18 protein-coding genes and 1 pseudogene are annotated in these 26,605 nt (G+C 67.0%); 7 read left to right on the top strand and 12 right to left on the bottom strand.

The window, feature by feature from the left end:
• Nucleotides 1-2,090 (top strand): carotenoid oxygenase family protein (locus HNV26_RS30040; protein ID WP_171452918.1); only part of this gene is annotated, 2,090 nt, incomplete at its 5' end.
• Between the two features lie 19 nt (nucleotides 2,091-2,109).
• On the opposite strand, the gene leuS is transcribed toward HNV26_RS30040, so the two are convergent.
• From leuS to crtI, 3 genes are all read right to left on the bottom strand, one after another.
• Nucleotides 2,110-4,596, bottom strand: coding sequence for a leucine--tRNA ligase (gene leuS / locus HNV26_RS30035; RefSeq protein ID WP_171444158.1), 2,487 nt, complete (start codon nucleotides 4,594-4,596; stop codon nucleotides 2,110-2,112).
• Nucleotides 4,597-5,273: 677 nt separating this feature from the next.
• Entirely contained in the window at nucleotides 5,274-6,776 is a 1,503-nt protein-coding gene (locus tag HNV26_RS30030; protein WP_171444159.1) for an FG-GAP repeat domain-containing protein, read from the bottom strand.
• Between the two features lie 360 nt (nucleotides 6,777-7,136).
• Nucleotides 7,137-8,594 carry a phytoene desaturase family protein gene (gene crtI / locus HNV26_RS30025; protein WP_366817057.1) on the bottom strand — a complete coding sequence of 486 codons (1,458 nt, stop codon included), beginning with the start codon at nucleotides 8,592-8,594 and terminating at the stop codon, nucleotides 7,137-7,139.
• 219 nt (nucleotides 8,595-8,813) lie between these two features.
• Here crtI and HNV26_RS30020 point away from each other — a divergent pair, with 219 nt between their 5' ends.
• Complete coding sequence (locus HNV26_RS30020) at nucleotides 8,814-14,108, top strand: trifunctional serine/threonine-protein kinase/ATP-binding protein/sensor histidine kinase (protein WP_171444161.1); 5,295 nt, start codon at nucleotides 8,814-8,816, stop codon at nucleotides 14,106-14,108.
• 66 nt (nucleotides 14,109-14,174) lie between these two features.
• Here HNV26_RS30020 and clpX read toward each other — a convergent pair whose 3' ends face one another.
• The 3 genes from clpX to HNV26_RS30005 form a co-directional block, all read right to left on the bottom strand.
• Nucleotides 14,175-15,452, bottom strand: a complete 1,278-nt coding sequence (gene clpX / locus HNV26_RS30015; protein WP_171444162.1) for an ATP-dependent Clp protease ATP-binding subunit ClpX — start codon at nucleotides 15,450-15,452, stop codon at nucleotides 14,175-14,177.
• Nucleotides 15,453-15,676: 224 nt separating this feature from the next.
• Nucleotides 15,677-16,333 carry a hypothetical protein gene (locus HNV26_RS30010; RefSeq protein ID WP_011554062.1) on the bottom strand — a complete coding sequence of 219 codons (657 nt, stop codon included), beginning with the start codon at nucleotides 16,331-16,333 and terminating at the stop codon, nucleotides 15,677-15,679.
• 27 nt (nucleotides 16,334-16,360) lie between these two features.
• A complete protein-coding gene (locus tag HNV26_RS30005) occupies nucleotides 16,361-17,290 on the bottom strand; it encodes an AgmX/PglI C-terminal domain-containing protein (protein WP_171444163.1) in 930 nt (309 codons plus the stop codon).
• Between the two features lie 44 nt (nucleotides 17,291-17,334).
• On the opposite strand from HNV26_RS30005, the gene HNV26_RS30000 reads away from it, so the two are divergent.
• Nucleotides 17,335-18,180 (top strand): tRNA pseudouridine synthase A, encoded by an 846-nt coding sequence (locus HNV26_RS30000; protein WP_171444164.1) that lies wholly within the window; start codon nucleotides 17,335-17,337, stop codon nucleotides 18,178-18,180.
• A gap of 27 nt (nucleotides 18,181-18,207) precedes the next feature.
• Here the strand turns inward: HNV26_RS30000 and HNV26_RS29995 are convergent, their stop codons facing one another.
• Both HNV26_RS29995 and HNV26_RS29990 read right to left on the bottom strand, forming a co-directional pair.
• Complete coding sequence (locus HNV26_RS29995; RefSeq protein ID WP_011554065.1) at nucleotides 18,208-18,372, bottom strand: ribbon-helix-helix domain-containing protein; 165 nt, start codon at nucleotides 18,370-18,372, stop codon at nucleotides 18,208-18,210.
• Nucleotides 18,373-18,431: 59 nt separating this feature from the next.
• A complete protein-coding gene (locus tag HNV26_RS29990) occupies nucleotides 18,432-19,010 on the bottom strand; it encodes a hypothetical protein (protein WP_171444165.1) in 579 nt (192 codons plus the stop codon).
• Nucleotides 19,011-19,266: 256 nt separating this feature from the next.
• Here HNV26_RS29990 and HNV26_RS29985 point away from each other — a divergent pair, with 256 nt between their 5' ends.
• From HNV26_RS29985 to HNV26_RS29970, 4 genes are all read left to right on the top strand, one after another.
• Nucleotides 19,267-19,776, top strand: a complete 510-nt coding sequence (locus HNV26_RS29985) for a MarR family winged helix-turn-helix transcriptional regulator (RefSeq protein WP_171444166.1) — start codon at nucleotides 19,267-19,269, stop codon at nucleotides 19,774-19,776.
• 4 nt (nucleotides 19,777-19,780) lie between these two features.
• On the top strand, nucleotides 19,781-20,545 hold the full coding sequence (locus HNV26_RS29980) for a hypothetical protein (protein ID WP_171444167.1): 765 nt from the start codon (nucleotides 19,781-19,783) through the stop codon (nucleotides 20,543-20,545).
• A gap of 422 nt (nucleotides 20,546-20,967) precedes the next feature.
• Entirely contained in the window at nucleotides 20,968-21,906 is a 939-nt protein-coding gene (locus tag HNV26_RS29975) for a hypothetical protein (RefSeq protein WP_171444168.1), read from the top strand.
• Between the two features lie 191 nt (nucleotides 21,907-22,097).
• The gene (locus tag HNV26_RS29970) at nucleotides 22,098-23,840 is read left to right on the top strand and encodes a leucine-rich repeat domain-containing protein (protein ID WP_253817199.1); all 1,743 of its coding nucleotides are present in this window, start codon (nucleotides 22,098-22,100) and stop codon (nucleotides 23,838-23,840) included.
• A gap of 41 nt (nucleotides 23,841-23,881) precedes the next feature.
• On the opposite strand, the gene larE is transcribed toward HNV26_RS29970, so the two are convergent.
• From larE to HNV26_RS29950, 4 genes and pseudogenes are all read right to left on the bottom strand, one after another.
• Entirely contained in the window at nucleotides 23,882-24,778 is an 897-nt protein-coding gene (larE, locus tag HNV26_RS29965) for an ATP-dependent sacrificial sulfur transferase LarE (RefSeq protein WP_171444170.1), read from the bottom strand.
• A gap of 97 nt (nucleotides 24,779-24,875) precedes the next feature.
• Nucleotides 24,876-25,649, bottom strand: coding sequence for an adenylyl-sulfate kinase (gene cysC, locus HNV26_RS29960; protein WP_011554071.1), 774 nt, complete (start codon nucleotides 25,647-25,649; stop codon nucleotides 24,876-24,878).
• 192 nt (nucleotides 25,650-25,841) lie between these two features.
• On the bottom strand, nucleotides 25,842-26,255 hold the full coding sequence (locus tag HNV26_RS29955; RefSeq protein ID WP_171444171.1) for a M67 family metallopeptidase: 414 nt from the start codon (nucleotides 26,253-26,255) through the stop codon (nucleotides 25,842-25,844).
• A pseudogene (locus tag HNV26_RS29950) lies at nucleotides 26,252-26,593 on the bottom strand (ThiF family adenylyltransferase); the annotation flags it as partial. The gene HNV26_RS29955 and the pseudogene HNV26_RS29950, both read right to left, overlap by 4 nt.
• Between the last annotated feature and the right edge of the window lie 12 nt (nucleotides 26,594-26,605).

Genomic DNA, 26,605 nt, shown 5'->3' with positions numbered 1-26,605 from the left:
CGCCCCCTCCCCTCTCGCGTGAACCGGATGGCCATGCGCTCCCCGGTCTGCACGTCCCACCGGGGCTCAGGCCCGGTATGCCCCGCAACGCGATGACCACCAGCCCGGTGGAGTACGTCAACGAGCCGCTGCAGGTGCTCGCCGGCACGCTGCCAGAGGACCTGCAGGGTCACGTCTATGTCGCGGGGCCCAGCGTCCACGCGGGCTCACCGGCCCTGGCCTCGGACGGGCTCGTGCTGCGCCTGGACTTCCAGGTAGGCGGCGCCCGGTTCACCTCCGCCACCATGCGCACCCCCTCGCACTACGCGCGCCAGCAGGTGGACGCGGGCGCGACGGCGCGAGGCCCCCTGACGCGGCTGCTCAACCGCTTCCGCGAGACGACGCTGGCGGACGTGTCACTCACGCTGGGCCCGCAGGAGACGCCCAACACGGCGCCCTTCCTGGTCGAGGGTGAGCGGATGCTGCTGGTGACGACGGACGCGGGCCGCCCGTGGGCCATCCACCCCAAGACGTTGAAGGCGTACACACCGCTGGGCTACCTGCGCGAGTGGAACCGCGCCCTCCCCACGCCGTGGGCCTTCCCCCTGCTGCAGAGCACGGCCCACCCGGCCTTCGACCCCGCCGAGCGCCTGGGCCCCCGCATCAACAAGGACCGGCCCCGCCTCTTCTTCACCAACCACGCGCCCAAGTGGCCCCTGGGCGCCGGCTACACGCAGTTGGTGAGCTGGGACACGGAAGAGAACCGGCTGAACCACTGGAAGCTGATGGACGCGGCCACGGGCGAACCGGTGGTGGCGTCGTCGCTGCACCAGATCGCCGCCACGCGGGACTACGTGGTGCTGCTGGACGCCAACTTCCCCATCAACTTCTGGCAGATCGCCGCGCAGGCGGCGGTGCCCTTCCTGCCGCGGGTGCAGCGCGCGGTGGAGTGGCTGACCGCGTCCCCCGCCGCCCCACAAGCGGTGTTCTGGGTGGTGCGGCGAGCGGACCTCCAGACGTCACCCGGGACGCTGGACCCGGCGAATCCGCCGCTCGTGTCCGCGCACCGCTTCCAGGCCGGGGGCGGCGGGCTGCACTTCGCCGCCATCTACGAGAACCCCGACGACGTCATCACCCTGGTCGCGGCGCACTCTCCCACCGAGGACCTGTCTCATACGCTGGAGCCGGGCGAGCTGCTCATCAATGGCAACCGCGTACAGGACTGGCAGGCGGGAATGCCCACGGCGGTGCCCGTCACCCGCAGCTCCATGGGGGTGCACCGCATCGACATGAAGCGGCTGCGCATCCAGTCCAATCTCTATTCGCATGACGACTTCACCTGGGGCCTGACGGTCTTCTCCAACGCCGGCCTGGTGAATGGCGAGCTGGAGGCCCACCTCCGGCTGCTGGGCCACGTGATGAACGCCAAGTTGCCGACGAAGGAGCTGGCGCTCTACCTCAACTCGGACGGCTTCACGGCGGACATGGTCCCCGAGGCGCTCTACCAGCTCTACAAGCCCGTCGTCGGGGACAAGTCCGCGCTGCCCATCCGCGATGGCCGCGCGGCGAGCTTCTTCAAGTTCTTCGTCGACTCCGGCCGCTTCGAGGGCTTCGTGCTGCCCACCGGCTGGTTCGGCTTCGCGCCGCAGTTCGTCCCCAGCGCCCGGTTCCCCCAGGTGCCACACTGGAAGGGCTACGTGGTGGCGCTCGTCGTGTCGGACCCGACGCCGGACCTGCCTGAGAACTCCACGGGCGACGAGGTCTGGATCTTCGACTCCGAGGACCTGACCAAGGGCCCCATCTGCCGGCTGGGCAGCCGCAACTTCGACGTGGGCATGACGCTGCACACCACCTTCCTGCCACCGGGCCTGGCTGACCTCCTGGAAGGCCAGCCCCCGGGCAACGTAGCCCCGTACTGCGTGGACGTGCGGCAGGACCTCGACATGGACGCCATCGAACGGACGTACCTGGAGTGGCCCCAGACGCTGCTCCCACGGGTGCCCCGGGTGCTGTTCGCCCCGTGGCGCCTGGGCGTGAAGTGGGCATTGAACTTCCCGAAGCTGCGTCAGGTGCTCCAGGAGGACGTGTATCCACACTTCCCGCGCAGGTGACCGCGTTCGCCGCAGCGCCTCAGCCAACGACGATGTTGATGATTCGCCCTGGCACGTAGACGAATCGGCGCTCGGTCTTCCCAGCGAGATGCGGGATGAGCTCCGGATCTCGGTGGACGGCCTCACGCGCCTCCGCCTCCGTGGCGTCTCGCTTCAGGCGCAGCTTCCCTCGGACCTTGCCGTTGACCTGGATGGCCATTTCAACGAGCTCGTCCACGGTCAACGCGGGGTCGTAGTCAGGCCACGGCTGGAGGGCAATGGACTCGCTTGCGCCCCAGCGGTGCCAGAGCTCCTCCGCGAGGTGGGGCGCGAACGGAGAGAGAATCCGCGCAAAGACCTGGGCCGCCTCGAGCGGCACTCGGGGGAGCTCGGCCAGCGCGTTGGCGAGGATCATCATCGCGCTCACGGCCGTGTTGAAGCGCAGCGCTTCGATGTCCTCCCCCACCTTCTTCACCGTCTTGTGAAGCAGCCGCCGCGCGTCCTCGGTCAGCTCCGCCGGCGCACCGCCCGCGTCCTCCGCCACGAACGCGAGCATGTTCCACACGCGGTCAAGGAAACGCCGCACGCCGATGACGCCGTTGGTCTGCCACGGCTTCACCGCCTCCAGCGGTCCCATGAACATCTCGTACATGCGCAGGGCATCCGCACCGAACTGCCGGACAATGTCGTCCGGGTTCACCACGTTGCCGCGCGACTTGGACATCTTCTCGTTGTTCTCGCCGAGGATCATCCCCTGGTGGACGAGCTTCTTGAACGGCTCGGCGTGCGTGACGAGGCCGCAGTCGAACAGCACCTTGTGCCAGAACCGGGCGTAGAGCAGGTGCAGCACCGCGTGCTCCGAACCGCCGACATACAGGTCCACCGGCATCCAGGCGTCGTACGCCTGCTGCGAGAAGATGGCCTGGGTGTTCTTCGGGTCAGTGAAGCGCAGGTAGTACCAACACGAGCCCGCCCATTGAGGCATGGTGTTGGTCTCTCGCGCATACCACTTTCCATCGCGCTGGAAGAAACGCCAATCCAAGGCGCGGGCCAGCGGGCCCGCCGGGTCCTCGCTGGGCTTGAAGTCCTCGAGCTCGGGGAGCCGCACCGGCAGCTCGTCCTCGGACACGGGCAGAGGCTGATCGTAGCGGATGGTGTGGGGATGAATACGCGGGTCCGATGAGCCCTCCGCGAGTTCGACCGGGAAGTAGATGGGGATCGGCTCCCCCCAATAGCGCTGGCGCGAGAACACCCAATCCCGCAAGCGGTACTGGACGCGCCGTGCGCCCAGTCCCTCGCGCTCGAGGTGGGCGAGCATGGCCGCCTTGGCCTCGGGCGTCCGCAGCCCATCGAGGAAGCGCGAGCGCACCGCGACGCCGTCCCCCACGAATGCCTCCGTCCACGTGCCGGTCTCGTTCAGGGCGCCGTCGGCCGAAACCACCTCGACGACGGGCAAGCCGAGGGCACGCGCGAACTCGAAGTCACGCGCGTCATGGCCGGGCACGCCCATGATGGCGCCCGTCCCGTAAGAGCCAAGCACGAAGTCCGCGACCCAGATGGGGAGGCGCGCTCCCGTGAGCGGGTGCAGCGCGTAGGAGCCGGTGAACACGCCGGTCTTGGCTTTCGTGAGCGCCGTGCGGTCCAACTCGCTTCGGCTCGCGGTCGCCTCTCGGTAGGCCAGCACCTCGGCGCGCCGCTCCGCCGTGGCGAACCGCTCCAGCAGCGGGTGCTCGGGGGCGACGACCATGTACGTCGCGCCGAAGAGCGTGTCCGGACGGGTGGTGAAGATGCGGAGGCGGTCCGCGCTGCCCTCGATGGCGAAATCGACCTCCGCGCCCTCGCTGCGCCCAATCCAATGGAGTTGCTTCTCCCGCGTCTCGGGCCAATCCAGCCCCGAGAGGTCCTCGGCGAGCCGATCGGCGTAAGCCGTGATGCGAAGCGTCCACTGCCGCAGCGGCAGCCGTACAACCGGGTGACTGCCGCGCTCGCTCTTCCCGTCAATGACCTCCTCGTTGGCGAGCACCGTGCCGAGCGCCGCGCACCAGTTCACCGGGAGCTCGGCCTGATAGGCCAGCCCGCGCTCGAAGAGCTTGAGGAAGAGCCACTGGGTCCAACGCACGTACTCCGTGTCTGTCGTGGAGAGCTCACGAGACCAGTCGTACGAGAACCCAAGAGACTTGAGCTGCCGCTTGAACGTCGCGATGTTCTTCGCGGTGGTATCCGCCGGGCGGGTTCCCGTTTCGAGCGCGTGCTGCTCCGCGGGCAGGCCGAACGCGTCCCATCCCATGGGATGAAGGACATCATATCCCCGCATCCGCAAGTATCGCGAGATGATGTCCGTGGCCGTGTAGCCCTCCGGGTGCCCGACGTGCAGCCCGGCCCCCGAGGGGTAAGGGAACATGTCGAGGATGTATGCCTTCGGTTTGCCGGGGTGCCTGCGCGCCTCGAACAGGCGCTGCTCTTCCCAACGGGCCTGCCAGAGGGGTTCGATGTTCGCCGGGTCGTACTTCGGCCGTTCTGTGGACATGGCACCAGTTACCACAATGGGCATGCCCAGTCAGCAAGGCGACGGAGCGGCTCTTCGGGTGGTCTGCTCTGTGAGCGAGCCAGTGCTGAAGGCCCCCAGACCCGATCGCCCCCTCTCCAAACCGCCCCCGCAGGACAGGAGTTGAAGCGCATCGGTCGCCGCCCTTCACGCGACATCTACCTTGACGCTCACCGCGGACGACAGCTCGCCTTATTGCACCTCGGAAAGTGCGACTCGGAAAGTGCGACTCGGCAGCGAACGTCGGCACTGCGAGGCATGCGGCACGAGGACGCGAGCACATTGGCGCTCGTGGCGCTCCGTGACGATGTTCACTGGATGCATGGGATTGTCCGTGCAGGTACGGGCGCGCCACCGCGAGGGATGTCTGCCAAAGAGGTGTCGATGAGGTGGCCAGCATCATGCTACCCGACTCCAAGCGGATGCAAGAAACACTGAAACATCAAGGATGGACAGTGCTTGCTATTTGATGGGCTCGCTCCTGGCGTGGGACACCAATTGCCTTGGGTGGTGCGCGAATGTCTGTCGGATCAGGTCTTGCTGGTCGCGCCCCATGCGGTCTGGGATCGAGCAGGAACGCGCACCGCTCGACTTACCCCGGAACACGCAGCCAAGGCGGGCTGGAATTCCAGCCCGCCTCAAGCTGCCCGACTTTCAACCTATCGGCGGAAAATATACCCTCCGACAAAGGTCAAACCCGGCGTCCACTGCCCTTGAGTCGAGGGACTCAGCAGCAAGTGATTCGTGCCAGCCTGACCATAGCGAATCTCAGCCAAGCCAGTCTGCCCCATAATGAACAGGTCGTCCCTCCCATCTCTGTCATAATCCCCTACAAAGAAAGCCTGCCCCAGCGGCCAGTGCTGAATATTGGAAGGAGACCACGTCACTCCCTCAGCCCCCTGTACACCAAAAGCAACATTATTCGCCCCAGTGGAAGTCTGATAAATAAAATAATCCGATCGTCCATCCCCATTGAAGTCTCCGACAAGATACACGGAGTCGGTGGTCAACGCCCACCGAGACTCGGGCTTAAGAACGAGCGCCCCCATCCCTTCCCATCCATATCGAATTTCAACATTATTACCAAACGGATCCCTGATTAGCAAATCACTCCTGCCATCACCATTGAAATCACCGGATGTAAAATCCATTCCTGGATTCCACGTCTGCTGAGACGAAGGGATGAACAAGAACGGCCCAAGCCCCGACCGCCCGTAACGGATCTCAACGGCTCCCGCCGGGTAATAGAGGAACAGGTCAGTAAAGCCGTCCCCATTGTAGTCCCCCGGAACGTACTTCAACCCCAATGTCCAGGAGTGCTGCGTGACAGAACTCGACTGCAACGCCCCCATTTGAGACGAGCCAAATCGGGTTTCAACGTGCCCCGTCACAGAATTATGGATAAATACATCCGTCTTGCCATCACCATTGAAATCGCCCGGAACGAACTCCAGCCCCATGCCCCAGACCTGCTGAGACGACACACTAAAGAGAAATGGACTATACCCAGCTTGGCCGTAGCGAATCTCAACTTCACCGCTTGGAACATAATAGAGAAACAGGTCGGTATAACCATCCCCATTGAAGTCCCCCGTTACATACTTGCGATTCGTCAGCCATACATCTTGGGATGCAGCACTGAAATGGAGCGGCCCCATTCCAGACCGACCGAACCGGATCTCGACATCGCCAGTCTGCGGGTTCTGGAGAAACAGGTCCGAATACCCGTCACCGTTGAAGTCAACGACGTGCTTGGTCCCCCCACTTCCGCCAGAGTCCGGACCCGGCGGCGGGTTGGGATTACCTCCACCGGAATCAGGCACGTACCACTTGATGACAAGGGTCACCGACAGTCGGGAACTCGAATCAGCGGCAAGCACCGTCGGAATTGCAACCCACGGACCACTATGAAGCAACCGCCCAGCCCAAGGCGCCGTCACGGGCTGGTTTGCAGTGGGGAACCACACGTGCCCGTTTGCAAATGATCGAAAAATCGCATCAACCCACCCCTGTTGAGATAGGTCGATCCGGCTTATCAGTACATTCTGCCCGGTCGGTTCTCCCGCCAGATAAACAGATTCCACCTTAGCATCCGACGGTGCATTACCCACCACAACTGGAGTCTCTGTCGTCGTATAATTCCACGAGTAGCGAATCGACACCGTCCCAGTCGTCGTACTCAGGCAATCCGAACACTCGGGAACCTCAACCGAGCTCGGAGGGAGTTGCACCTCAGCAAAAACCCCCAGAGGCACAACTCCAATCAAACAAAAAAGCGCCCATGCCATCCTAGAACGCCACCCACCCCTCGGCAACGAGACACCCATTACCCATCGACTACGGTCCACAGTCGTCCCCTTGTCTATACAGCCACCTAACCGTTACCACAGCCGTCAGACATTCGATAGGTGGGTAGACAATCGACGCCGCGCCGACAGCACAAGCCCTCGATATGCAACTATCGCTCGAGTCTATTCAGTTAAGCTAGACAATCTTCCACTGCGAACACCCAGTCGCTACCGTCAGGCGTATGCAATAGCCTTATCCACAATTTTTGCGGAACAAAGAACCGCAGGAAGCCCCGCTCCAGGGTGCGTACCTGCGCCAACCATGTAGAGGCGGTCAACGTCCTCGCTCCGGGCCTGTGCCCGAAGGAACGTGGTCTGCCAAAGCGTCGGCGCGAAGCTGAACGCGGCCCCTCTAAACGATCGCAGTTCGTCACGGAAATACTCCGGCGTCGCGAACCGAGACGTCATCAATTCCGAACCCAGCCCTGGCAAGACGGTCCGCGACAGCCGCTCCTCCAGCTCTCGTCGGAAAGCCCCGGCCCGCTGCTTCCATTCCGCCCCCGTCCCCAGGTGCGGCACCGGCGCCAATACATAGAAAGCATCATGGCCTGACGGAGCCAGCGCCGCGTCTGTCGCCGTGGGTCTGTGCAGATAGAGCAAGGGGTCCGCTGACGGCTGTCCAGGGCCTTCCAGTCCTGAGAACATCCCCCGGAAGTCCTTGCCGAACAGCAGCGTGTGGTGCGCGACCTCCGGGTACTGACGCCGCGTCCCGAAGTACCAGAGGAACGCGCTCATCGAGTACCGAGCCCGGTTGATGCGCGCGTCCGTCCAGTGCTTCCGGACATGCCCCGGCACCAGATACCGGTACGTCCACGCCGCGTCCGCGTTCGACACCACCACGTCCGCCGCCAGCCCCGTACCGTCCCCGAGCCTCACGCCCGTCGCCTTCCGCCCCTCCAACGCAATCTCAGTCACCTCGCTGCCGTAGCGGACCTCGCCGCCCAGGGACTCCAGCAGCTCCACCAGGCCACGAACCAGCGCGCCAGTTCCGCCCACCGGGAAGAACGCCCCCCAGCGCCGCTCCACGAATTGAATCGACGTGTACACCGCGCTCGCTGTCGCGAAGGGACTGCCGCCGATGAGCAGCGGATGGAAGCTCAACGCCTGCTGCAACCGCTCGTCCCGGATGTGCTTCGACACCAGGCCGAACATGGACCGGAACGCCTCGTCCCGCACCAGTGCGGGGGTGAACGGCGCCAGACTCAGCACGTCCGGCACCGGCGTGCTCATCAGGGGCCCGATGCCCGCCTCGTACATCCGCTCCACGCGGGCGCACAGCGCCAGGAATCCCGCCTCATCCCGGGGCGACAGCCGCCGCACGGACTGGCGCATCGCCTCGCGGTCCGTGTGGTAGTCGAACGTGGAGCCATCCGGGAACCGCATCCGGTACAGCGGCGCCACGGGCCGGAGCTCCACGTGGTCCGCCATGCGTTGCCCCGCCAGCGCCCACAGCTCTTCCAGCAGGTGCGGACACGTAATCACCGTGGGGCCCGCGTCGAACGTGAAGCCGTCCTGCTGGAAGGCGTTCGCCCGCCCGCCCGGGCTGTCCATCCGCTCGAGCACCGTGACGCGCCACCCACGCGCCGCCAGCCGGATGGCCGCGGCCAATCCACCGAAACCACTGCCAATCACGATTGCGCGTCGTCCACCGCTTCGTGCGGCCAGGCCAGCCATCCCAGAGGGTCTCAGCACGGTGACGCGATCCATCGCACACCCGCGAGGCCCACTCCACTTCGCACGCGGGCAGGCACCCTGCGTCACATCGCCCGCGCTCTGTTGCGAGCCCCCAGTGCCAGGGCTACCCTCCCCGCCTCAACGGGGAGTGCGCTCCTTCGCGCACGGGTGGAAGCAATGATGGATGTTCCCGGCTACCGCATCGGCAGAGAGCTCACCACCGCGGGGGCCTTCCAGCTCTTGCGCGCCACACGCGAGGAGGACGGCGCCTCGGTCATCCTCAAGGTCCCCGACGCGGCGCGGCTCCCCTCCGCCACCGTGCGTCTTCGCCATGAGTGGGAGCTGACGAACGCCCTGAGTCTCGACGGCGTCCTGCGGCCCCTGGCGTGGGCCGAAGCGCGGGACGGCGCGCCCGTGCTCATCCTGGAAGGCTTCGGTGATGCGACGCTGACCCAGCGCCTGTCACACGGGCGCGTGGAGCCGCGCGCCGCATGCCGCATCGCGCTGTCGTTGGCGCGCGCCCTGGGCGCCATCCACGAGCAGGGCATCCTCCACCGGGACCTGAACCCCAGCAGCATCCTCGTGGGCACGGATGGCGAGTCCGTGAAGCTCACCGGCTTCACCCTCGCCACGCGCAGACCCCGCGCCGAGGTCGCTCCGCTCGCTCCCGAGCGATTGGAGGGCAGCCTCGAATACCTCTCCCCCGAGGGCACCGGGCGCACCCACCGCAGCGTGGACTCGCGGGCTGATTTCTATTCCATGGGCGTAGTGCTCTACGAGCTGCTCACCGGGCGCCGCCCCTTCGCGGACACGGATGCGCTGGGCCTCATCCACGCACACGTCGCCCTGCCCCCGCCTCCGCCCCTCAGCGTCGAACCGGAGCTGCCCCAACCCCTGTCCGACATCGCGCTCAAGCTGCTCGCCAAGTCCCCCGAGGACCGCTACCAGAGCGCCTACGGGCTCGTGGCGGACCTCCAGCGCTGCCTGGGTGCCCTGGAGGGCCCCGGCCCCGTCGCCGCCTTCACGCTGGGCGCCAAGGACGTCCCCGAGCGCTTCGCCGTCCCCGAGAAGCTCTATGGCCGCGAGCCCCAACAGGCGGCCCTGCGCGACGCCTTCGAGCGCGCCGCATCAGGCCGCTCCGCCTTCGTGCTCGTTTCGGGCGCGGCGGGCATGGGCAAATCGGCCCTCACCGGGATGCTCAAGCGACCCGTCGCGGAGCGCCAGGGCCACTTCGCCCGAGGAAAGTACGACCAGCTTCTCCGCGACACGCCCTACAGCGGCATCTTCGAGGCCTTCCGCGAGGTGGCTCGCGCGCTCCTCGGGGGACAGGAGCAGGAGCTGGAGACCTGGCGTCAGCACCTGCTCGAAGCCGTGGGCGGCATGGGCCGGCTGGTGGTGGACGCGGTGCCTCGCATGGCGCTGGTGCTTGGCGACCAGCCCCCCGTCCCGGAGCTGGGGCCCGCGGAGTCGGAGCTGCGCTTCCAACTGGTCCTGCGCAAGCTGGTGGCCGCGCTCGCCACGCGGGAGCACCCCCTGGTGCTCGTCCTGGACGACCTCCACTGGGCGGACAGCACCAGCCTCCAGCTGTTGCGGCTGCTCCTGACGGACCGGGACATCGAACACCTGCTCGTGGTCGCGGGTTGCCGCTCCGAAGAGCTGAGCCCCGACCATCCCGTGGAGTCCCTTGCCCGCGCGCTACAGGACCACGGCACGCCGGTCCACCGCATCGACCTGGCGCCCCTGTCGCCGGAGGACGTGAAGAGGCTGGTCTCGGACGTGTTCCCTCCCGCCGAGGGCCAACCCGACGCGCAGCTCGACGACCTGGTGCTGTCGCTGACCGAAGGCAACCCGTTCCACGCGGTGCAGCTGCTGCGCACCTTCTACGAACGCGGGCTGGTGCGCTTCGACGCGGACGGCGGTGGCTTCCGGTGGGATGCCAGCGCGCTGCGTGGACAGGACTTCAGTGACGGCGTGGTCGCGCTGCTCACCTCCCGCATCCGAGAGCTGAGCTCCGCCGCGCAAGCCCTGCTCCCCATGGCCGCGGCACTGGGCCATACGTTTGACCTGCGCAGCCTGGCCATCGTCCTGGAGCGTACGGACGAGGAGGCCGAGAAGGGGCTCGGTGAAGTGCTCCAGGCGGGACTGGTGGCCCCCATCGACGACGCCGACCTCGACCGCGGGGGCACCTATCAGTTCACCCATGACCGCGTGCAGCAGGCCGCGCTGGAGCTGATTCCCGCAGATGTGCATCCGGAGATCCATGCCCGCATCGGCCGGCTGCTCCTGCGGCACACGCCCCCGGAGCGGCTCGACGAAGGGCTCCCGGAGCTCGTCAGCCACTTCCACCTGGCGTTGCCCGTGCTCCACGACGAGCAGGAGCGCCACCGCGTGGCGGGGCTGGACCTGCGCGCCGGCCGCAGCGCCAAGTCCCGAGGCGCCTGGTCCGCGGCCCTCCGCCTGCTGAACACGGGCCTGTCCCTGCTCGGCGACGACGGCTGGCGGAAGGACCGGCGGCTCACCTTCGACCTTCACGTCGACGCGGCCGAAGCGGCGTACCTCGGCGCGGACTTCGACCTGATGGAGCGGTTGGCCGCGGCGGCGCTGGCACATGCGGTGGACAGCGCGGAGGAGGTCCGCGTGCAGGAGGTCCGGCTCCAATGCCTCGCGCACCGGGGCGAGCACTCGCGCGGCGTGGACCTGGGCCTGGAGGTGTTGCGCAAGCTGGGCCAGCCCCTTCCCGCGAATCCGAAGCAACCCCACGTGCTGGCCGCGGTGGCGAAGACGAAGCTGCGCCTGGGCCTGCGCAAGCCCGAGGACCTGGCGGCCCTCCCCGAGTGCACCGACCCGCTCCTGCTCGCCACGCTGCGGCTGCTGGTGAAGCTGTCCTCGCTGGCCTTCATGGCCCGCCCGCTGCTCTTTCCGCTGGTGGTGCTCCGCGTGCTCCAGCTCACCATCCGCCACGGCGCCACGGGCGTGGCCGCGTTCGGCTACGTGGGCTACGGGCTGATGTTGAGCGTGCACCTGGGCAACCCCGAGGAAGGCTTCCGCTACGGCCGGCTGGCGCTGAAGACGCTGGACCGCTTCCAGGCGGAGAGCCTGCGGGCCATGGTGACCTTCGTCTTCAACCTCTTCATCCGGCACTGGAAGGAGCCGCTGTCCGCCTGCGTCGGCGACTTCCTCGCCGCCGCGCAGAAGGGCCAGGAGACGGGCGACATCGAATACTTCGGCTATGCGTCCAGCGCGGGCTGCGCCACCGCCCTCATCGCCCGGGACGGCCTGGCCGAAGGTGGCCCGCGCATGGACCGGTTCCGGGACATCCTGGCCACCCACCGCCACAAGAACGTGCTCTTCACCGAGTACATGCGGCACACGCTCGACTCGCTCACGGGTGCCTTCACCGGCAACGTGGAGGCCCGCGAGGAGGAGCTGGTCGCGCCGTACCGGCAGCTCGACTACGGCAACGGCATCGCCACCTGCGACGTGCTGCGCACGCTGCGCCGCTGGCTGTGGGGCGATGCGCGCGGAGCGCTGGAGAGCGCCGCGGCGGTGGACGCCCAGGTGGAGCTCATCGCGGGGCAGATCTACCTGCCCTGGTACAAGTTCTTCCAAGGCCTGGCGCTCATGGCGGTCCACCCGACGTTGGGGCCGCTGGACCGGATTCGCTCGTCAAGGGCCATCGACGCCATCCGCAAGTCCATGCGCGGCTGGGCCCGCATCGCCCCCATGAACTATGGCGCCCGCGCGGAGCTGCTGGACGCGGAGCGGGCCCGCCTGGACGGCCAGGGGGACTCGGCCGCGGATGCGTATGACCGGGCCATCCGGCTGGCGCGCCAGTACGGGCTGTCGCTCGACGAGGGCGTGGCCTGCGAGGCCGCGGCACGGTTCCACCTGACGCAAGCCCGCGAGCGCGTGGCCCGCACCTACCTGAAGGAAGCCCGCGCCGCCTACCTGCGCTGGGGGGCCCGCGCCGTCGCGGCTCGGCTGGAGCGGGAGCACCCCAGGCTCTTGCCGTCCGCCCACGCGCCCACGCGCACGGAGGCCCCCACCGAAGCGTCACTGGCCGCGTTGGACCTGGCGTCCGTCATCAAGACGGCGCGCGCGCTGTCCGGCGAAATCGTCCTGGGCAAGCTGCTGCGCAAGCTGATGACGCTGGTCATCGAGAACGCGGGCGCGCGCCGGGGCCTGCTGCTGCTGAAACGGACGGAGGGCCTCGTCATCGCGGCGGAAGGCTCCGTGGACGGCGATGGCGTGGTGCTCGAGGCCCCCATCCCCATGGAGTCCTCCGCGTCGCTGCCGACCTCCATCATCCACTACGTGGTGCGCACCGGCGAGACGGTGCTCCTCCACGACGCCTCAGCGGAAGAGCCGTTCTCCGAGGACCCCTACGTCCGCAGCGCCCAGCCCAAGTCCCTGCTGTGCAGCCCGCTGTTGAAGCAGGGCTCGCTCACGGGCGTGCTCTACCTGGAGAACGACGCCACGCGGGGCGCCTTCACCCCGGAGCGGCTGGAGGTGCTGCGCCTGCTGTCGTTCCAGGCGGCCATCTCCCTGGAGAACGCCGACCTCTACGCCAGCCTGGAGGAGTACAGCCGGACGCTGGAGCGCCGCGTGGAGGAGCGCACCGCCGAAATCCAGCACAAGAACGCCGAGCTGGCGGAGACGCTCACCCGGCTTCAGGAGATGCAGCGCCAGCTCGTGGCGCAGGAGAAGCTCGCGTCCCTGGGCGCGCTCACGGCGGGCATCGCCCATGAGCTCCAGAATCCGCTCAACTTCGTGAACAACTTCTCGAACCTGTCCTCACGGCTGGCCGGCGAGCTGGAGGAGACGCTGAAGGGCATGGCGGACCGGCTCGACAGCGAGGCCCGCGAGGACGTGCTGGAGACGCTCCAGGACTTGAAGCAGAACGCCCAGCGCATCCACAGCCACGGCACGCGTGCCTCGGACATCATCAAGACGATGCTCCGGCACTCGCGCAAGTCGGAGGGCACCCGCGCCAAGACGGACCTCAACCTGCTGGTGCGCGACAGTGTGAACCTGGCGGTGCAGGGCCTGCGCAGCCGGCCCGGCGGGGCCAGCGTGAGGATGGAGACCACGTTGGACCCCACCGTGGGCATCGTGGAGCTGGTGGCGAGCGACATCAGCCGGATGCTCACCAACATCCTCGACAACGCGTTCTACGCCGCGGCGCAGCATCAACAGCAGGCCGGCGCGGGCTTCACGCCCCAGGTGCACCTGAGCACTCGCCGCGTCGGACGCAAGGTGGAGCTGCGCATCCGAGACAACGGGCCGGGCATCCCCGAGGACCTCCGCGAGAAGCTCTTCCACCCCTTCTTCACCACCAAGCCCGCGGGCGTGGGCACGGGGCTGGGGCTCTCGCTGTGCCACGACATCGTCCAGGAGCACCAGGGCGACCTCCGCGTGGAGAGCGCGCCCGGCGCCGGGGCCGAGTTCATCGTCACCCTGCCCGCGCCCTGAAAGCGAAGGCCCCGCCTCCCGTGAGGGAAGCAGGGCCTTGGGCCACCGGGAGAAGAGAGACCGCCGCTAGGCCGTCTTCTTCTCCTTCTCCATGACGAGCTGGGGCGCCTCGTGCTTGGTGATGACCTGCTCGGTGATCTTGCACTCCTTGACGCCCTCGCGGAACGGCACGTCGTACATGATCTCCAGCATGGCATCCTCCAGGATGGCGCGAAGGCCGCGCGCTCCGGAGTGACGGCGCATCGCCTCACGGGCGATGGCGCGCAGCGCCTCCCTCGTGAAGGTCAGCTTCACCTTCTCGAACTCGAAGAGCTTCTGGTACTGCTTCACCAGCGCGTTCTTCGGCTGGGAGAGGATGATGACCAGGTCCTCTTCCTTCAGGTCGTTGAGCGTGGCGATCATCGGCAGGCGGCCGATGAACTCCGGAATCATGCCGAAGCGCATGAGGTCTTCCGGCTCGGTCAGCGCCAGCAGCTCACCCACGCTGCGCTCCTCGCGGTGGGTGATCTTCGCGCCGAAGCCGAGGCCCTTCTCGCCCACGCGGCGCTTGATGACGCCGTCGATGCCGTGGAAGGCGCCGCCGCAGATGAACAGGATGTTCGTCGTGTCGACCTGGACGTACTCCTGCTGGTTGTACTTCTTCCCGCCGCGCGGCGTGACGTTGGCCCGGGTGCCTTCGATGATCTTCAGCAGGGCCTGCTGCACACCCTCGCCGCCCACGTCGCGGGTGGCGCTGGGCATGTCACCCTTGCGGGCGATCTTGTCGATTTCGTCGATGTAGACGATGCCGCGCGAGGCCTTCTCCACGTCGTAGTCGGCGTTGTGGAGGAGGTTCTGGATGATGTTCTCCACGTCCTCGCCCACGTAGCCGGCCTCGGTGAGGCTGGTGGCGTCGGCGATGGTGAAGGGCACGTTGAGGAAGCGCGCCAGCGACTGGGCCAGCAGCGTCTTGCCACTTCCCGTGGGACCGATGAGCAGGATGTTGCTCTTGCTCAGCTCCACTTCCTCGCCGGTGGGGCCCTTCACGCCAGGACGCGGCCGGGAGTTCGGCTTCTTTTGATAGATGCGCTTGTAGTGGTTGTACACCGCCACCGCGAGGACCTTCTTCGCCTGGTCCTGTCCGATGACGTAGTCGTCGAGGAACGCCTTGATCTCCGCCGGCGTCGGCAAGCTGACCTGGGGCTTGCCCTCCTCGCGCTCGTTCTCGTCCGCGATGATGTCGTTACACAGCTTGATGCATTCGTCGCAGATGTAGACCGTCGGGCCCGCGATGAGCTTGCGGACCTCGCGCTGCGACTTGCCGCAGAACGAACAAGACAGGTTGACGTGGTGCTCCTTCTTCACTGCCGCCTCCGAGTTCGCCGGCTCCGGACACCCGGAGCCTCCTTCGCCGTCCACCGCTCCCCTACCCGCACGGACTGCCCACGTCTCGAACAGCCGTCAGGCCCACCTTCCACGCGGCCCTGAACCACTATAGGGCCCTCCCCTTCGGGCAGGAAGCCCGGTGGTACAGGCCCGTTGCCGAGCGTACAGCCCCCGCCAACGGGTCAGCGTTCAGTAACAGCGGCTCAGGCGTCCGTCACGCCCGAGGCGATGTCCTCGAGGTCTTCCGCCAGGGCGGCTGCCCGCTCGGCGACGGCGTTCGGAATCCGACGGCTCCCCGACAGCTCGCTCGCGAGCTTGCGGGCCATCTGCGCCAGTTTCCGTACCTGGGCGCTCTCCGGGGGCGGCTCCGGCGGGGGACGGGGGAAGCGCTCGGCGAACTCCTTCTTCAGCTCGGCCGGGTTCTTCTCCGGGCTCCAGATGCTGTCGCGCAGGGACTTGTATTCAGTGGGCGACAGCTGGCCCCGCTCCTCCGCGTCCGCGAGGACTTCGATGACCTCGAACGCGGGTGCGCGCTGGGGGAACTCCTGTGCGGTGAGCTCCTCCTCGGGCTCGTGCTTGGTCAGGAAGCTGAACGAGCGGGTGAGCTTCAAGGCGGTCTGCTTCTTGATGTGCAGTTCCTTGAGGCAATAGGTCTCGAAGGAGGGGTAGCCCCACTCCTCGAACTTGGCCTCGTCCCGGACCTGGACCAGGAGCTTCCCCAGCTCGGCCCAGGTGGACTTGAAGCGCTTGGCGGCCGTCAGCACGGTGTGACGGAAGGTTCCCGGCGGGACGCTCAGCGCCTTCTTCGCAATTTCGGTCTCAGCAACAGATGCGGCGGACATGCCCACGGTATCGGGCATGCCCGGGGTGCCGGCAAGAAAGTGACCCTACCCCCGCTTGCCGATGGTGAACGACAGGCCCACCGTCGCCTGCTCGCCTTCGTAGGCGCGGAACGGCCACTTCTTCATCTCCGACAGCAGGCACTCGTAGAGTGGACCCTTCTTGAACTGATGGTTGTCCACCCACAGCTTGCTGACCCGGCCGTCGTTCCCGATGACGAACTCCATGGGGACCTTGGCGTAGATGCCGGGGGTGCGCTCCGCCTCTTCCTTGAAGCAGCGGAAGAGCGTGGACTTGTTGCTGGCCACCACCTGGTTGATGGCGGACTGGTCGAACTGCTGCGTCATCTCCATGCCCTCCGGGTCGGTGGTCACGCTGCCCCCGGGGCGGGGCTTCCGGTCCGCCGGCGCCCGGGTGGTGGACGCCATGGCCACCTTGCCCGGACCGCTGCTGCCGGTGGCGGGCTTCACACCCGGCTCGCCGGAGCCCGGACGGCGCGCGCCATGTCCGGGGTACTCGAAGAGCTCCTCGTCATCCACCCGGGCCTGGGCCACGCGGATGGTGATTTCGCCCATCTCGAAGTCGTCCGTCTGGACCTCGCCGCCGCCGAACCAGCCGTGGACGGCGGCGTTGCGCGCCACCTGGATGCCGACGATGCCCAGCACCACCACGCCCACCGCCGCGGCGCCGCCGAGAATCTTCAAGCGCTTCGCGGACTTCGCCCGCTCCACGACGACCGCGGCGTCCACGCGGGCGCGCGCCTCCGCCCGGGCCACGTGCACGCGGAAGGCGTCCACCTCGGACATGCGATGGAAGTCCCGCTCGCCGGCGGGCGCCACCAGGGTGTCCAGCGTCAGCTCACCCGAGGTGAGCTTCTCCACGAGTTGCGCACCACTGACGGGCCCCAGGACGAGGTCCCCATGCTTGAAGAGCCAGAGTCCGTCCACGTCCGCCGCAAGGTCTTGTCCAGCCGCCATTTCGCGCGCGAGTATCCCGTGGTTCCCCACACCCAAGCAACGGCGTGCTCCCCTCCATCTCCAAGCGGATTCCCGTCGCACTGTGGATCTGGTACCGCGGCGGAATCTTCCGCGGCTTCCAGCGCCAACCCGAAGGCCCCACCGTCCAGTCCGCCCTGGAAGAGGCGCTGCGGTCCGTGGGAGTGCCGGCGACCTTGATGCCTTCGGGGCGCACGGACCGGGGCGTCCACGCCCGGATGCAGGTGGTGAGCGTCCGGTTGGAGGCGGGCGACTCGGCGGAGTCCCTGGAGAAGCGGCTCCCGCCCCGGTTGCCACCGGGCCTGGGCCTGTGCGGGGTGCGCCGGCCCACGTCCTTTCATGCGCAGTGGAGCGCATGCGGCAAGGAGTACCGCTACCGGTTCCAGTTGGGCGGGGCCGTGACGCCCGAATGGGCGCCCTATGCGCTGGACGTGTCCGCGGAGCCGCTGCTCCAGGCCAGGGCGGTGACGCCGGAGCGGTTGGCGGCGCTGCTGCGTTCAGCGGAGGGGACGCGGGACTTCATCGCGTTCCACGAGAAGTCCAGTCCACGCAAGCCGCGCACGCTGGAGTCCGCCACCCTGCACGCGCTTGGCGGTGGGCTCTACGAGGCCCGGCTGCGCGGGGACGGCTTCGCGCGCTACCAGATCCGCTATTTGATGGGGAGCGCGTTGAAGGTGGCCGCGGGGCTGCTGCCGGAAGAGGCGTGGCTCGCGGCGCTCGAGACGGGTCAGGCCATGGAGGGCTTCAAGGCGCCCGCACACGGCCTCGTGCTCTGGGAGGTTCGCTACCCTCCCCAAGTGGACCCCTTCACCGCCGGGGAGCGTCTCCATCCCCCGGGGCTTCCGCTGGAGCCACCCTTCCACATCGGGTGACGCGCGGTGGGGCCCGGACGGCCGTCTTCAGTCGACGAGCCGCTCTTCGTACTTCGCGAGCAGATCGGAGATGGCCTCGCGGAGGTACTCGCTCTGACGGATGCGCGTGGTGCGCGACAGGTCCTTGAGCGCGTCGAGCTTCTCGCGGTTGAGCCGGAAGACCACTGAGGTAAGGCGGGGATTCATGTCCATGTGCGCGACCTCCTACAGATGCGCACACATTCTCACAAGTCGGTCTGATCGCAAGAAATTCACTTCGATCCGACCGGGAAGATCCACTGAACCCCGGTGAAGGCTTCCGCGTCTCCGCGCAGGCCCGCGCCGAACCCGAGCGAAAGCCCGAGTCCCCCGAACACCGCGAGCCGCTCGGAGAAGGTGTGTCGCACGCCCAACGCTACGCGAGGCCCCAGCCACGGCCCAGAAAACGGCCTGATCAGCAGGCCCAGATCATAGAAGGTCTGCCAGGACCCATCACCGTAGAAGTTCCGGAAGCCGCCGGCCACCGATAGATCCGGGCCGCGCAGGCTGCCGCGGATCACCACGAAGACCTCGTCCCCGTCGTAGCCCACGGTCCGGCTGCCCCCGAGGTCCAGGTGCGCGTCGCCGCCCTTCTCGGCGTCGGACTCCGAGCGTTCAATGGACTCCGTGTAGGAGGCGCCGGGGCCGAGGATCAGCGAAAAGGCCCGTCGCTCCAGGTACGGCGTGTCCACGTACTCCGCCGCGCCGGCGGCTGCGGGCAGGAGGATGGCGCAGGCGCCGATCAGGGTGTGGACCCGGCGTGTCGGGCGGAAACCCGCTCTGGGGGACGTGGAGTGATCGCGGGCAGCCATGGCGCGGCTCACGTTTCTATCAGGGTCCGCGCCCGAGGATGTCCCAGTCCGTGGTCCCCTCCCCTGGCGAGGCTTCTCTGGGGGCGCACGCACGGAGCCGGACGCTCGGGAGTGGATTGACACCTTGTGGGGCCCCTCGCAGGCGGATGGCCACCAGCGCATGTTTGGGCCATCTCGACCTCCTCTCACACGGCAGCAACTCCCTTGCAACATCGACGCTGCTGACTTACTAAGGCACCAAGATACATTGCGCCTTATGAATACCCTCGAAAGCAAGCACCACATCATGCTCGACGCCCTGGCCGAGGCCCCCGCCCAAGCCAGGGAAAGCGTACGGCTGTGCTTCGAGCTCCTGTCCGCGGCTGCTGCTATCAACCGGGTATGTGCCGTTCGCCTGGCACGCCACAACCTGTCGGAGGGGCGTTTCGCCATCCTCCTGACCCTGCAAGCCGCTGGCGGGCGTTTGTCACCGCTGGAACTGGCGACACGCCTGGCGATTACTTCGGGCACCGTGACCGGCCTGCTCGATGGCCTGCAGGGCGACGGGTTCATCAAGCGCCGCAAGGACGCCCATGACCGCCGCAAGCTGAGCATCAGCCTCACCGCGGCAGGCATTGCGCTACTGGATGCGGTGTTCGCCGAACATATCGACTGGATCGGTACGATCATGCAGGGGCTGGACAGCACACAGCGTGACGCGCTGTCCGTCACGCTGCAGAGACTCTCGGCAAGCCCTGCCCTGATCCAACTGCCGGACAAGGACTGAACCAATGAGCGACGAACGCAAGGCCTTGCTCGACCTTGGCCAACTGCCGACCTGTAACCTGGCCGAATGCCTGGCGGTGAATCAACGGACCCTGGCCAATGCCCTGGACAGCCAATTGCCAGCCACGCTGGTCGAACAGTTGGTCGCCAGCGCCGACGATGCCCAGGCACTGGGCCTGTCGAAGAAGGTCGCAGCCATCGGCCTGGCGCTGGGGCAGTGGCTGGAGCAGGCCCCCGAGCCCGTCCGCCAACAGGCCTTCGAGCAGTGCAGCACGCACCCCTCCGACACGGTGCGCAGCTGGGCGGCCTTCGCCCAGGCGCACCTGTCGCGCGAGCTCGCTCTGGAAGCCGCGCTACTGGCGCAGTTCCGCTTTGCTCGCGATGAGCACTTTGGCGTTCGCGAGTGGGCCTGGATCGCCCTGCGCCCCCGCCTGAGCCAACACCTGAGCGCAGCCCTGGCACTGCTCAGCCGGCATGCCTGCAACGATGATCCACGAGTGCGACGGTTCTGCCTCGAAGTCCTGCGCCCGCGCGGCGTCTGGTGCGAGCACATCGCCGCCCTCAAGGCCGAGCCGGAAGCGGCCGAGCCGCTACTGGTACCGCACCTGGCCGAAACCGAGAAATACGCCCAGGACTCGGTCGCCAACTGGCTCAACGATGCCAGCAAGACCCGCCCCGACTGGGTGCTCCAGTTGTTCCAGCGCCATCCGCCCGCGTGCAAGGCTTCGCGGCGCATCCAGACGCGTGCAACCCGTAGCCTGCCCCAGTGAATCACCACAAGGAGATCGACATGTCACTCAAGGAGAAACTCAACGCAGCCAAGCAACAGATGGCGCAGTTGCCCGCCGAAATCCTGGAGTAGCGCCCCTGGCTCGCGCCACGGGTTCGGTGCCTCAGATCATCTGACTGATGATGCAGCAGCAACCACACGTCCGGATACAGCAACGACGCGAGGAACGAGCGCGCGACCAACTGAGCAACGCATCACTGCCATTGGGGGACTCGTGCTCGCGGTTGGCTTCAGCTCACAAAGCCACTTCACCACGGTGCTCCGCAGACTCACCGGCTGACCCAGGCAGTCATCCGACGCGACCAGCGGTGAGGCGCCTGGTGTCAGGCTTCACCCATCCAGCCCCTGTTTGACAGCATTACTCCACCTGCGTAGGGTCACATCCGTCCCAAGGGGGGAGTCATGCAAAAGTTGAGTCTGGCTGCGTGCGCGCTCGCGATGCTGCTCACCGCGTGTGGGGAGACTTCATCAACCGGACCGTACACACCGCTTCGCGCGACCGAAGGAGTGTTGCGTCTGCCATTGGTGTCGACCGCGTCCAATGGCGTCCAGTACCGGCTCGTGGGGGCGACCTTCGTCATCACTGGGACGGAGTCGCTCACGATCACGGATACGTCACCGGACACGCTGTCGGTGCCGTTGATGGCCGGAACCTATTCCATCCAGCTCGAGGGTGATTGGCACGTCGAACGCGTGGGCACGCCATCCGAGGTCGTGCCGGTGCAGTTGATTTCTCCCAACCCGATGGCGTTCTCCCTCGCGGAACGGGACGTGCGCCAGATTCGATTCCTGTTCAAGCTCCCCGCGGACGGCAACGCGAACGTGGGCATCACCGTCGATGAGGGTGGCTGGATAGCAGGCACCATGCGCTTCACTGATCATTCGCCACGGGATCCGCCCAGTGAGTACGCCGAATTGGTCGGGCAGGAGGTGCCATTTACCATCAGCTTCGAGTTCGCCTATCTGAGTCGCAACTACTGGCAAGGACTCTCGGTGGCTACGAATGAGCTCGTCGTCCAGTTCGGGGGCCCCTACTCCGCGCTGCTGCATGATCATATTGCAAGATATCTGAGCGGTGACACAGCCAGGTTCGAGTTGAACCGAGGCGAATCGAATCTCATCTACTTCGACAACTTCATGACGATGGGAATGAGCACCAATGGCAACACCCCGTATTACCTGCAAATGACTGGGCGACACCTGTTCCGAGGAGTCTTGGACTCCGAACAAGTTCCTGTCAGCCAGCCGTTCCCTTTCACCGCGGAAGTCCTTCTTCAAAGATACGACACCTCTGAAGGCACTCTCCGTGGAGTCGCGACCGGCACCGGCTCGACCCAGTAGCGAGAGCCGAAGGGCCCGTTTCCGGGATCCGCGCCGCCGCATCGCGCGATCCCCTGTGCTTGCGCCTTGACCTGAGTGCATGGAAGGGGTGTTCTGACTCCATGCACTTGGGAGCCCTGAGATTCGCGGGGTTGTTTCTGGTCATGACCGCCTGTGCGCCCCGTCCCGCGCTCGTCATTCCCTCTCCTTCCTTGAACTCCATCGTGGTGACGGAGCCCAGGCCGCTCGTCACGGTGTTTCGGCTCGAGGCGGATGGGACAGTCGCAGCGTTCGGGCACTTGCCGCCAGGGCCCGAGGGCTTCGCCCCACCCGATACGGGCAACTGGTACGCAGAGCCCTTGCGCCCCGTGCGCACCGAAGCGGAGGCTCGCGAAATCGCTGCCGTGTTGCGCGAACATCGCGTGCGCGAATTGTCATTTGGCGTTGCCGGTGTCCCGGCCCCTGGGCTGCTCGTGGCCCTGCTCCAGGAGTCCGGTGTCGTCTCGCTTCAGGTGTCTGGCACGGACTTCGGCAATGCGCACCTCGCCTCGCTGGAAAACGCGCCCCAGTTCGAGGCGCTGCACCTCAATGCCACCCGGGTCACCGACGCGGGGCTGGCGCCTCTCAAACACATGCAACACCTGGCAGTGCTGCGGCTGGACGAAACGCCGGTCTCCGACGCAGGCCTTGCGTCGCTGTCGGAGCACACCACCCTGCGTCGAGTCACCCTCGCCGGAACAGCCGTGACATCCCAGGGGCTGGGATTCCTCGCGAGGCAACCGGGGCTGGAGGAGCTCGACCTGTCGGATACGGCGGTGGACGACACCGTCCTCGCAGCGCTGCCGGGCGCCCCGTTGCACACGCTCAACCTCAGCGGAACGAAAGTCACGGATGCCGGCCTCCGCGGACTCAGCGCCATGTTCTCCCTTCGGCGGCTGGGCCTTGCGCGTACCGCTACCTCAGACGCCAGCCTCTTGCACCTCGCGGGACTCCGTGAACTGGAAGCCCTCCACCTGGGCAGCACCCAGGTGACGGACGCCGGGTTGCTCCACCTCGCGAAGCTGTCCGCGCTTCGTGCGCTGGTCCTCAGCAAGGCGCGAATCCGAGGCGCAGGACTTCGCCACCTCGCGGGCCTCTCTCGACTGGAAGCGCTTCACCTCGACGACACGCGAGTGGGCGACTCAGCACTGCGCCATCTTCGAGGGCTCAAAGAGCTGAGGGAGCTTGACCTCTCGCGCACCGCCATCACGGGCACGGGGCTTCAAGAACTGAGCACCTTGGTGGCGCTCGAATCACTCTGGCTCTCAGGGCTCGCGTTGACGGACGATTCCCTCACGGCACTCGCGCCCCTCAGCCAGCTGACGCGACTCGCCCTCAGCCACACGCCGATTGGCCCGGAGGGGTTGAACAACCTGGGTTCCCGCCCACTCCTGCGACACCTGGAGTTGAGCAAGACCGGGTTCACCGACGAATGGGTGCCCTCCATCCGGCGGGCCTTTCCCGGCCTCCATTCATTGAAAGCCGAACGCACCCTCCTCACGGACGTGGGGCTGGGCCAGTTCGCCGAATGGACGGAACTGGAGGCAATCCATGTCGCGGGGACGCTCGTCAATGGCTCTGGCCTGACGAACCTGCACACCCTTGCCCGACTCACGACGCTCGACCTCGGCGCGACGAGGTTGGACGCGGCGGGCCAGAAAGCGCTCCAGGGCTTCACGAACCTCGTCTGGCTGAGCGTCGCCGGCGTCCACACCGGCGACGAGATGCTCGGCCACCTCCCCAGTTCGCTCCGAACCCTCTACCTGACCCGCACGAAAGTCACCGACGCGGGCCTCCCGGCGTTGCACAAGCTGCCGCACCTGCGGGAACTCGACCTGCGCGGAACCGCGGTTTCCACAGAGGCCCGGAGCGCCCTGGCACGGGAGCGCGGCATCCACCTCATCACCGGGATGTGAGCCCGTCCCCAGCCTCGCGACCACCGCCAAGGAGACGCGGCTCAGCTCACCACGGGCAGCGAAAAGCCCTCCGGCTTGCCCGTGCCCCCCGGCCGCGCCACGCCCGCCGCGTCATTCATGCGGCCCGAACGGAACGGCTCCAGGTCCAGCGCCACGAACTTGAACCCCAGCGCCAGGAACGCGGTGTTGATCTTCTGCCGCACGTCCGCCGCGAGGAAGCGCTCGTACTCCTCCGCCGCGACCTCCAGCCGCGCCACGTCCTGGTGGTACCGCACGCGGAACTGTCGGAAGCCCAGCTTGCGCAGCTCCGACTCGGCGGCGGCGACCTGCAGCAGCCGATCCCGCGTCACCGCCGTGCCGTACGGAATCCGCGACGCCAGGCACGCCATCTGCGGCTTGTCCCACGTCGGCAGCCCGAGCGACTGGCTCCACGCCCGGATCTCCTCCTTCGTCAGCCCCGCCTGCGCCAACGGCGACACCACCTGGTGCTCCTGCGCCGCCTTGTGGCCGGGCCGGTGGTCCTTGAAGTCGTCCGCGTTGAAGCCGTCCAACACCACCGCCAGGCCCAGCGACTTCCGCTGCGCCTCGCAGATGTCGTACAGCTCCGTCTTGCAGAAGTAGCAGCGGTTCGTCGGGTTGGCCGCGTACTGCGGGTTCGCCAGCTCGTTGCTGCCCAGCACCACGTGCCGGGCGCCCAGCCGCTTCGCGAGCTCGCGCGCCTCGTCGGCCTCCTCCGGCGCAACGGACGCGGACAGCGCGGTGAGCGCGAGCGCCCGGTCGCCCAGTTCCTCCACCGCCACCTTCAGCACGAAGGTCGAATCCACACCGCCGGAGAACGCCACCAGCGCGCTGCCATGGGCCCGCAGCGCGGCACGCATCAACTCCAGCTTGGGGCGCGACGACTCACACAGGGACTTGATCCGCTCGGGGCTCAACATGAGGCTCTCCTAAAACGGAGGGGCCCCGGATTGCACGCGCACCGCGCGGCAACCTGGAGCCCCTTGGAAATGACACCGGGCCCGGAAGCCCCGCCGCCTAGCGAGCCTTCCGCTTCGCGGCCTTCTTCGCCGCCGCGGCCGGCTTCGCCACCCGGGCCGCACGCGTGGCGGGACGGGCCTTGGCGCCCTTGTCCGCCTTCGGCGCCTTCGCCGCGGGCTTGGACTCCTCGGCGCGGCGGGCCTTGGCGCCCCCCTTCTCAGCCTTCTCCGCCTTCTCGCCCTTCGCGGGGAGCGGGTTGGCCTTCATCTTCTTGCCGGTGATGACCTTCAGCTCCTCGGTGCTCATGTAGCCGAGGTCTAGAAGCGACTGGAAGATCTTCGCCGCGCCGTCCTCCACCGACTCCACGTTGGAGTGGATGGTGACCTCCGGCGAGTTGGGCGGCTCATACGGCTCGGTGATGCCGATGAAGTTGGGGATCTCCCCGTTGAGCGCCTTCTTGTAGCGGCCCGTGCTGTCGCGCTCGATGAGCTTCTCGGTCGGGCAGTCGACGTAGACTTCCACGTAGCGGCCAATCGACCGGCGGTTCTCCTCACGGCCCGGCTTGTACGGGCTCACGCAGGGTACCAGCGCCGCCACGCCGTTTCGCGTCAGCAGGTTCGCCACGAAGCCCAGCCGCTTCACGACGGTGATACGGTCCTCCTTGCCATCCCCCAGCCCCGCCCACAGCGCCTCGCCAAGTTCACCCTCGTCGAGGATCTCGACGTTGCGACCCACCTGCCGCAAGCGCGCGGCGATGTAGGCGGCGGTGGTGCTCTTCCCGGTACCGGACATGCCGGTCAGCCAGAGGGTGAAACCAGTGTTGGAGGCCATATGGGTCGTCTACTCCCTGCGTCCGGAGCACTTCTTGCAAGCTGCGTAAGGACGCCGCAGATCCAGAAGATGGACGCGGTTATAGACGAAAACCCGGCCACTTGACAATTCGCGCCCACCTTTCCGCAGGTGGGGGTGACGGGCATTCAAGTGCCTGCTCAGACAAGGCTTTTTCGTTTCTGCAATGCACTTTCAGGTCGTTCGTAACATGAAGTTTCCCTCACGCCACTCATACTCCGACACGTAGTGAACACAGCCGCGATGTACGGATCCAATGAGATAGGAAACATCTGAGAGCAGCGGATGTCCCTCCGGAGCCGCCCGCAGCAGGTCCTCCCGGGAGAAGGTGGCCGGTGCATCCACATGCGAGTGGAACACGCACACCACTCGCTCTGAACGTACATCCGCCTCGATGCAGACGGCCAGCCACTCCTCGGGCGCGAAGGCGTACGCCACGCGTGGGTTGTCGGCGGCGTTGCGCAGGGGGCGGATCCGCAGGGCGCCCGACCCCTCCGCGCGGAGGATCACCCCACAGCCCTCGAACGGATACGCGGCCTCCAGGTGACGCCCCACCTCGTCGAGGATGTGCGCGGGCCAGTGACTCACGGCTCGGCGGGGGGCTCACGGCCCGCGCAGCGCGAGCACCTGCGCATTTCCATCTCCTCCACGGCTCCAGGCGCCACCAACCACCGGCCGCCCAGCGCGGGGCCCAGGCCCAGCCGCAGCCGCTGAAACACGAGCGCTCCCAGCGTCCCCACGGCCACGCCCAGCGCCCCATCCGGGGGCGAGCCCAGGTGCCGCACCGTCTCACCGAAGCACCAGAGGCACCCCTCCGCGCCTCGGAAGACCACGGCGGCCCGCATGCCATCGCCCCCCAGCGCCACCCAGGGCGCCTCGCCACTCCACGCCGCGGGCAGCTCCGCCACCAACCCGCCCCCCTGCCCTGTCCCTTATAC

The sequence above is a fragment of the Myxococcus xanthus genome (assembly GCF_013116825.1).
GTDB classification, from domain to species: Bacteria; Myxococcota; Myxococcia; order Myxococcales; family Myxococcaceae; genus Myxococcus; species Myxococcus xanthus_B.
This window is presented reverse-complemented; position numbering and strand designations above follow the sequence as displayed.